10 protein-coding genes are annotated in these 7561 nt (G+C 48.4%); 6 read left to right on the top strand and 4 right to left on the bottom strand.

All coding sequences use genetic code 11. The features are described 5' to 3' along the window. Nucleotides 1–359 (top strand): hypothetical protein (locus tag AAH187_RS18090; protein ID WP_342349888.1); only part of this gene is annotated, 359 nt, incomplete at its 5' end. A gap of 23 nt (nucleotides 360–382) precedes the next feature. Here AAH187_RS18090 and AAH187_RS18095 read toward each other — a convergent pair. Continuing rightward, entirely contained in the window at nucleotides 383–1471 is a 1089-nt protein-coding gene (locus tag AAH187_RS18095) for a hypothetical protein (RefSeq protein WP_342349889.1), read from the bottom strand. Nucleotides 1472–1624: 153 nt separating this feature from the next. On the opposite strand from AAH187_RS18095, the gene AAH187_RS18100 reads away from it, so the two are divergent. Continuing rightward, nucleotides 1625–2095, top strand: a complete 471-nt coding sequence (locus AAH187_RS18100; protein ID WP_342349890.1) for a tetratricopeptide repeat protein — start codon at nucleotides 1625–1627, stop codon at nucleotides 2093–2095. Nucleotides 2096–2292: 197 nt separating this feature from the next. After that, nucleotides 2293–2577 carry a hypothetical protein gene (locus AAH187_RS18105; RefSeq protein ID WP_342349891.1) on the top strand — a complete coding sequence of 95 codons (285 nt, stop codon included), beginning with the start codon at nucleotides 2293–2295 and terminating at the stop codon, nucleotides 2575–2577. Between the two features lie 44 nt (nucleotides 2578–2621). Here the strand turns inward: AAH187_RS18105 and AAH187_RS18110 are convergent, their stop codons facing one another. Continuing rightward, complete coding sequence (locus AAH187_RS18110) at nucleotides 2622–3521, bottom strand: hypothetical protein (RefSeq protein ID WP_342349892.1); 900 nt, start codon at nucleotides 3519–3521, stop codon at nucleotides 2622–2624. 151 nt (nucleotides 3522–3672) lie between these two features. Between AAH187_RS18110 and AAH187_RS18115 the strand changes: the two genes are divergently transcribed. The 3 genes from AAH187_RS18115 (at nucleotide 3673) to AAH187_RS18125 (ending at nucleotide 6269) form a co-directional block, all read left to right on the top strand. Next, entirely contained in the window at nucleotides 3673–4017 is a 345-nt protein-coding gene (locus tag AAH187_RS18115) for a flagellar biosynthesis anti-sigma factor FlgM (protein WP_342349893.1), read from the top strand. A 216-nt stretch (nucleotides 4018–4233) separates the two neighbouring features. After that, nucleotides 4234–4893 (top strand): PilZ domain-containing protein, encoded by a 660-nt coding sequence (locus AAH187_RS18120; protein WP_342349894.1) that lies wholly within the window; start codon nucleotides 4234–4236, stop codon nucleotides 4891–4893. 299 nt (nucleotides 4894–5192) lie between these two features. Then, entirely contained in the window at nucleotides 5193–6269 is a 1077-nt protein-coding gene (locus AAH187_RS18125) for a 3-deoxy-7-phosphoheptulonate synthase (protein WP_342349895.1), read from the top strand. Between the two features lie 216 nt (nucleotides 6270–6485). On the opposite strand, the gene AAH187_RS18130 is transcribed toward AAH187_RS18125, so the two are convergent. Beyond that, a complete protein-coding gene (locus tag AAH187_RS18130; RefSeq protein WP_342349896.1) occupies nucleotides 6486–6971 on the bottom strand; it encodes a MerC domain-containing protein in 486 nt (161 codons plus the stop codon). Nucleotide 6972: 1 nt separating this feature from the next. Further along, nucleotides 6973–7347 carry a transcriptional repressor gene (locus AAH187_RS18135; protein ID WP_342349897.1) on the bottom strand — a complete coding sequence of 125 codons (375 nt, stop codon included), beginning with the start codon at nucleotides 7345–7347 and terminating at the stop codon, nucleotides 6973–6975. Nucleotides 7348–7561: the final 214 nt, after the last annotated feature.

Below are 7561 nucleotides of genomic sequence, written 5' to 3' on the forward strand. Positions count from 1 at the left end.
CCTCCACTTTTACCACATCACCCGAACCCGTCTCCATTGCCATGCTGCTCAGTCACCCGGCTTCCTATCATCAACGACTCGTGGCCGTTCGAGGAGTGGTCACGCAACCGGAATTGCACCTTGATGACACAGAGTTAGCCATACGCTTTGTCTTTCGCCTTGCCGAGGGTGAACACTCCCTTGTCATTTTTGGTCGACACGATCGCACGCAAGGCTCCCCGTCAATTTCACTGGATCTTTCCGTGGAAGTGATCGGAGTCTTTTGGAAAGAACGAGAATTGAATGGATCACATGTTATCAATTCGATTGAAGCTCATACCGTCGCTCCCTATCCCTCCCTGGTACCAGACAATGCTTGACCGGGTCCGCTGCAGGCTTCCCTTCAGCACGCCAAATATGTTTTCAACTGACGAACCACGTCACCCGTGCCCGGTGACGGACGAACTTCAGACGGAACCGCTATCGTAAGCACCGCTCGAAGCGTGGCTTCCCAATTACCGGATTCAAAGTCATCACGGGATAACTCCATTCCCCGGCCATATCGATGGGTATAATCCACTAAACTCTGTTCGTCAATAAAATTCCTGCGACGGACGTAGACGAGTGCGGTCTCATCGTGAACCGCCGCAATAACGGTACCATACCCCGGCTTGGTCATGATGATATCTGACTGATGACTGATCTCCCCAAATGGCATCACAAGATCTTCGACACGATGCACACGGGCATAAGAAACTGAAGATGGCAGTTCGCTCACTAAAAAATGAAATCCGGCCATTGCGGCCATCTGCTCTAACGGAAGACGCTTGAGCGGCACGCCCCCAAAGGCAATGAGGACAATCAATTCATGCTCTCCCACCTCCAGGGATTTCCGCAGATCATAGCCCTTCGGCTTCCTCAAGGGAGCAGAAGGTCCCACATCAACCATCGAACGAAACGCCGGCATCTCGATACCCGGATGAAGGCGGATGAGAGAGTCTGCCAACGCATAGCTTTTACGAATGGTTTCGAGAATCGCATGATGACTGGGGACATCGGCCTGCACGAATGGCTCTAACACCCGATCCCAGGATAGTGAGGCAACCCCCACCACCGGGCACTTCGCTTGAGCTGCGCCAGCTATGGCAAGAGGGGAAATGTTGGATATCACCAGACTCGCCTTGGCCAATCGAATGGCCTGAGCTTCTTCCTCAACCCTGGATTCCCAATGTGTGTGAAATTTGCTGTAGGCCTCCCAAGTTTCCGCCACATCAATGTCCAAGGGGCCTTGTTGGACACATCCAACATCTTGTTGGACATCTTGCAACTCCCAACTGACCTGGAGATGCCGTTGAAAGAAATCAGCCGGTACTTGCGTGCGTAGAATCACATGCAGGTCATCAACCGCCTCACCTAATTCATTCAGGGTTGGCATTAATTGCGCGGCATGCCCAAAGCCATGGGCCGAGATCGAACACCACAGAACTGTCATCGATTACTCTTCTCCATTAAAGACCGCAATGAGATTGTTTATTCTGAAAAATGCAACCTGGGAGTTCACTTGCGGGAACAGCCTCAGAGTTCATAGAATCACGTCTGATTTTCTATCCAGGTCTTTTTTGAATTTCGTTGGTCAGGGTGTTCCATGAACAGGAATATACGATTTGTTTTTGGAATGATGTGGGCCATCATTCTCTTGATGGTCCTGCTCATCGCATGTACCTCCCCTTCAAGAAAACCCTCTCCCTCTTCTGGATCCTCCCATCCGGCAATAGTCGGAGAATCACAGACCCCTGCCCTGGAAAAGCAATTATTGGCCACAGTTAAACATGCTGAAGGGTTAGGGGCGGGGAACCCCCTGCTCTTAAGTAGTCTGTATAGTTTGGCCACCTATTACGAAGATCGGAAAGAATACGACAAAGCCGCTGTTCAATATGAACGGGCTCTCAAACTAAAAGAAGCTGCGAGTGGCCCCAACCATCCGGACGTGGCGGCCATCCTTCAACGCTATGCACGACTGCTGCAAGCAGCTAACCGACCGTCGGAAGCAGCTAATCTCCTCCTTCGTTCTGAAGCCATCCTCGCTCAGACCTCGACTCCCTCTTCCAGGCAATAAACTTTAGCCGGACAACGGCTCTCCAGCTCAGCATTTTTGACCCTGTTCCTCCGGAAATTTTTACCCAGTGGAGGCTTCCTTCATCCTTCTTCTAGGTCGTTTTGCGACTTTCCTGCCACTTTTTCCTCTCTAATTTTGGCACAAGAATTGGTTATATCCAGTTGAGTTCTTCTATTACCTTGACCAAGGATTGATTCATGAAAAAGTCAGCACAGCCAGACCAACCCATCGGCAAGACGCGCAAGAGTTCTCCCCAAAAACCGGTGGTAAAAAAAGCCTCCACCGACAAGCATCCTCGTTGTTCTCGATGTGGGTCGCGAACAGTGCATTTAGAACAGTTGGAGCAGGAACTTCTTGTCACCCTCAGTTTGCACTGTCTGATTTGTGGACATTACACCTTCCTTGGCCGCCCGGTGATACGTTTATTACGCCGTCCTAATGTGACGATCCCTGATTCCATTACACGGCCCGCAGGGGAATAGAACATCATCCACGCCAATTCCCCTGCTGTCAGGACGAATCTTTTCTACCAGGATTCCATGCGCAGCGTCAGCGGAATCAGCCCTTCTTGTTCAAGCCCCAGAGTGAGCTGTCGGCAGGCCGTGACGCTCCCACATACCCGAAGATGCGATTGGGCTATATCCGGCACAATAGTTTGGAATGGCGAAATATCGATTTGATCCTTCCCGTCCACGGAGTGCGCCACTCGCAGGATTCGTCCTTTCAGATACGCCCAAGCAGTCGGCCAGGATCGAGTTAACACGGGTTGATAGCGAAAATGTTCCGGAAATTCTTGTTCAAGGGCGACCAACTCCTCATGAAGCATTAACTGACCCTCATGGCGAACACTCGCCACCAGCGTCATGTGGGCGCCAACTCTCGCCCCCTTTCGACCGAAATGGTTGGCTTTTAAATAACGGGCATAGGATAAAAATGGCGTAATCCCCGTGCCGAAGGCCACACAGACCATTCGCATCCCTTCCCAAATCCCATCTTCTTCCAAGCGAAGATTCGCAGGCATACAATCCTTGGTGTTTTCATACACCAACGCGACGTCCCTCTCCTCGTCCAGTTGGAGGCGAACCTCCAACGTTTTTCCCTTCTCAAACCAGTCGGTTGCCATTTCCGACTGCCACCAGCCAGAGGTATCAGATTGATCTCGATGGGTATAATTGATGAACGTCTCCAACATGCGCGGCTCGTTGAATGAGGCATTCGACCTCGTATACATCCGTCTTCGATACTTGCCCGTCCGGTCTCCCCAGGGCTTGGCGAGAAAGGCCGTTCCTGGGCGCATAGTATCTCGGATGGCATATCGTTTCCCTGCTAACTCAATCTCCTCAGGCAGTGCTAACTGGACCAACCGGATTTCTCCTGGGTCAATAGTCCGTAATTGATGAATACGAGCGCCCACAACATGTTCCATGATCAGCTCATTTCTATTTGAGAATCGCTCACAAGATGATGAGGGGGATTCTTCGGGAGAGTTGCACTGCCTAAAGGGAAGAGACGACGATGCCATTTGATTCTTCCATTCATTTTATTTAATATTTCCTCTCACACCCCTTTAACAATCTATGAATCCACTTTCCTCCATTACCCCAGTTTCATCAGTAGAGGCCTCCTCGTCTCTTCCTAAGGGAACCGTCCTATCATCTCCCGATGGCAGCAATGAAGTTTCCGCTTTAGCACCAAACCCTGTCAAAGGTGAAGGACAATCGCCTTCCGCTCCTACCCTGGCAGTTACCTCATACCTCGAACGCATGTCTCAAATCCCGGATGTTCGACAAGTCAAAATCGCAGAAATCCAAAAAGCCATTGACTCACAGAGCTATACCGTTTCTGCAGAAAAGTTAGCCGATTCGCTCATTCAAGAACTTCATCCTCACTCACAAGGCACCCGACCGCCAACCACATTATAAATTCTTCGTCTTGTACCGACATCGTCTTTCCCTTATTCCCCCCCAAAACAGATGGAATGCTCGGTGCACACATGGGCAACAATCCATCAAAAAACATTCTAGAGTTTTCAACGTGTTCCTGTATATTAGGGGCAGTCTTTTTCTGTTCTCCATGCATCATCTTGTGGGCGGGATTTTGTCCTTGTAACATGGCCTCACACTACCGAAAAGGATCTCATGAATACGTCAACTTCCTACCTGGCAATCGGGTCAAATACAATTTGGTTGACCTTTCCCTCCACCCCAGATCAATTGTTAATCCAAACCTATTTATTAGGGCTGGGAGCCGATCACTCCCTCCTCTGCGCCCTTCCCAACGATCCGGCACTCAGCAATCTAAAATGTGGTATTCCCTGTAAAGGACGTTCTTATATTGATGGCGACATTTATGAATTTGAAACGGTCATCCAAGAAATCCTCACAAAGCCTCCGACCATTCGATTAGCAGCCCCACCTAACGTTTCACGTCAATATCCTCGCGCATTTCCTCGTTTGACGGTTAATATGACTGGAGCAGTTCGTCCCCTCAGCGACAAAGGAGGAATCCTTGCTGTGCTACCCGTTCAGCTCAGCAATCTTTCTCCGACGGGTTGCCAGCTTCGTGTTGCCCCTTCCGCATGGCCACTCGTCTCTTCATCACATCTCCACATTAGTTGTCGTTTGCCGGGGTTCAACCACTCCTCCAAATTTTCCGGCTCTATTGAGTGGGTTGACCCCGCAACGGAATTAGTCATTGGCACCAAATTTTCATTTAGCTCTCCTCAAGACCCCGCCAATCGAGATGTCATGCGGTGGTATACCTCTCAACAAGCCAATCTGATCAACACCACAGCCTGACGTGCTTTTACGCATAAAAAGACCTCTCTCTACTCCCTCTCAAGTTCCAGTTTTATCAGTTAATTGCCATTCTACTGCCCAGGGAATCTTCCACCCACCTCACATCCCTTCCCAACTTTGCAGAGTACTGTGAGCAAACTTCACAATTGTGTTACCAAGTGGAATATTACAGACTTCCATTGCCTAGTTGCCTGGATAGAGGGTTTCTTATTACAATAATGCCTATTCCTGCATAATTTGGTTACGGAATTTTATTCTGCAATTTCAGATATTCTCTCTTTTTACCCAGGACGTGTCACATGGCCGAACCCATTAATAATCGAAACATCATCGATATTTCTCCACTTCCTACCCCAAAACAAATGCAAAGTTCACTCCCCTTGCCTGAAAACACCGGACAAATGGTACTTCAATCCCGGCAAGCCATTCGAGATATTCTTCACGGACGAGACTCACATCGCCTGCTCGTCATTATTGGCCCATGTTCAATACATGACCCGGACGCGGCCATTCTCTATGCCGAACGGCTTAAACGGGTCGCTGACCGCATTCAGGAACACGCATTAATTGTCCTTCGAACCTATTTTGAAAAGCCTCGCACGACGGTGGGTTGGAAGGGCCTTATCAACGATCCCCATTTAGATGGATCCTGCGAAATTGGGGGAGGATTTGAACTGGCCCGTTCGATTTTACTCAGGATCAATAACTTGGGATTGCCCTGCGCAACGGAGTTTTTGGATCCTGTCACGCCTCAATATATTTCAGACTTAATAAGCTGGGCGGCAATTGGAGCACGAACCACCGAAAGTCAAACCCATCGGGAGATGGCCAGTGGTCTATCTATGCCTGTTGGTCTGAAAAATGGAACGGATGGGGGACTCCAAGTTGCTCTCAATGCCATGATTGCAGCACGACATCCTCAAAGTTTTATAGGGGTGAACGCAGAAGGTCTCACCTCCATTATCAAAACAAATGGCAATCCAGATCGGCACCTTGTTCTTCGTGGTGGCGGTGGCCGAGTCAACTATAATCCGGAAGATATTTCTGAGGCGGTGCGTTGCTTAACAAATGAAGGCATTCGTCGCCCGATCATGGTTGACTGCTCTCATGGCAATTCAGAAAAAGATCATACGCGTCAGGTTCCCGTGGCTCGTTCCGTCGTTGAGCAATTCACCAATGGGCAAAACGCCATCCTGGGCCTATTAATTGAAAGTAATTTGAATCCTGGCAATCAAAAATGGGAAGCGGGGAAACCCCTAGAGTGGGGAATATCAATTACAGATGCCTGTATCGGGTGGGAAGAAACAGAACAACTTCTTGATGATTTGGCTGAAGCAATGGATAAGTCGGCTAAGAGTAAGATTTTGACTTCTTAACCCTTTTGATGCTCCTTAAAGAACATCAAGCGTCTTCTTATGATTCCTCTCAGCATCGCCTGACATCTGTCCTTAAATGGAAAAAGTGCCTTTTCTGCTATCCCTTACATATATGGGAAGACTTTGCATAAAAAGGTAGCAACGCGCTTCACAAGAATTTCAAGATAAAAATGCCTTTAATGGGGCCGGCAGTAAACGAGCTAGAGATATAAAAGCTTAAGAGTTTGAGGATAAATCCGGAAGGGGTTGAATCTTAGAACCGCTAGCTTCATGGATGTGCTCATGAGTGTGGCAACCTAAATGGTGGCATAATCGTCGGTTCCAAAAACCGGCCAGTGCGATCATGGAAGCTCCAGTCACATCAAGAACTATCTCCACACCACCGCCTGCCTTAAACAAGAGATGGGCTGCCATTAACACCACAAGCCCGCCAGCAGTCAGAAGAGCAGGACGGCTATCTCGATGTCTAGGATAGGTCGCCAACAATCCAAAACCTGCCAATAATGCTATCACTCCTAAAAACATCCATTCGGTGGTATCCGCCCAAAAGACTCCTAAAATTCCATCAAGACCATCCCACGAATGTGCGGCAATGACGGGAAGAGCAATCAAGGCCAAAGGCGTCAACGCACAGTGCACGGCACACACCAGAGAAGCGATAGAGCCAGCTTTTGAAAGCTTTGGTCCAAGCGTTTTGATCATATTATTGACATTGTGGACACAATCCCGTGAATTCCAGAGTGTGATCATCCACGATAAATTGCGTCTGTTGTTCAATCAATTTTGTGACTTTTTTTAACGGGCATAACAACAAATCCACGATAAGACCACAGATCTGGCAACGAATATGATGGTGATGTTCTCGCCCTTCTTTTAGTTCATACCTTGAGAGACCTTCATGGTGAAGGTCCAATTGGAGAACCAAGCCTAGCTCTTTCAACACATGCATGGTTCGGTACACGGTCACTAAATCAATTGCCACTTTTTCCTGTTGCAATTGATGAAAAATTTCGTTGGCACTAATTGGTTGGCGAGTCCTTTGCAATAACGCCAATACGGCTTGGCGAGTACGGGTCATACGTCGCCCTGTGGCTCGCAGGTCTTTTTTGATGTTAGGTTCCAATTTCAACAAAAGATTTAAACCCTTTTGGGTGACTCCTTGTTGCAAGTTTATTGCAAATACCATATCGGCAAATGATTGTCAATTACGAGGCGAAATTTCAGAAAGGGCGCTTCATTAAAAAGAATTCTAGATGCCAAAAATTTAAGAACCACGCTCACACGAATTGTTT

This window comes from uncultured Nitrospira sp. (genome assembly GCA_902500695.1).
In the GTDB taxonomy this organism is placed as follows: Bacteria; Nitrospirota; Nitrospiria; order Nitrospirales; family UBA8639; genus Nitrospira_E.

Excerpts from the sequence above, each read along its gene's own strand:
- AAH187_RS18095 (WP_342349889.1), bottom strand. The coding sequence starts at position 1,471 with ATGACAGTTCTGTGGTGTTCGATCTCGGCCCATGGCTTTGGGCATGCC.
- AAH187_RS18100 (WP_342349890.1), top strand. The coding sequence starts at position 1,625 with ATGAACAGGAATATACGATTTGTTTTTGGAATGATGTGGGCCATCATT.
- AAH187_RS18105 (WP_342349891.1), top strand. The coding sequence starts at position 2,293 with ATGAAAAAGTCAGCACAGCCAGACCAACCCATCGGCAAGACGCGCAAG.
- AAH187_RS18110 (WP_342349892.1), bottom strand. The coding sequence starts at position 3,521 with ATGGAACATGTTGTGGGCGCTCGTATTCATCAATTACGGACTATTGAC.
- AAH187_RS18115 (WP_342349893.1), top strand. The coding sequence starts at position 3,673 with ATGAATCCACTTTCCTCCATTACCCCAGTTTCATCAGTAGAGGCCTCC.
- AAH187_RS18120 (WP_342349894.1), top strand. The coding sequence starts at position 4,234 with ATGAATACGTCAACTTCCTACCTGGCAATCGGGTCAAATACAATTTGG.
- AAH187_RS18125 (WP_342349895.1), top strand. The coding sequence starts at position 5,193 with ATGGCCGAACCCATTAATAATCGAAACATCATCGATATTTCTCCACTT.
- AAH187_RS18130 (WP_342349896.1), bottom strand. The coding sequence starts at position 6,971 with ATGATCAAAACGCTTGGACCAAAGCTTTCAAAAGCTGGCTCTATCGCT.
- AAH187_RS18135 (WP_342349897.1), bottom strand. The coding sequence starts at position 7,347 with ATGACCCGTACTCGCCAAGCCGTATTGGCGTTATTGCAAAGGACTCGC.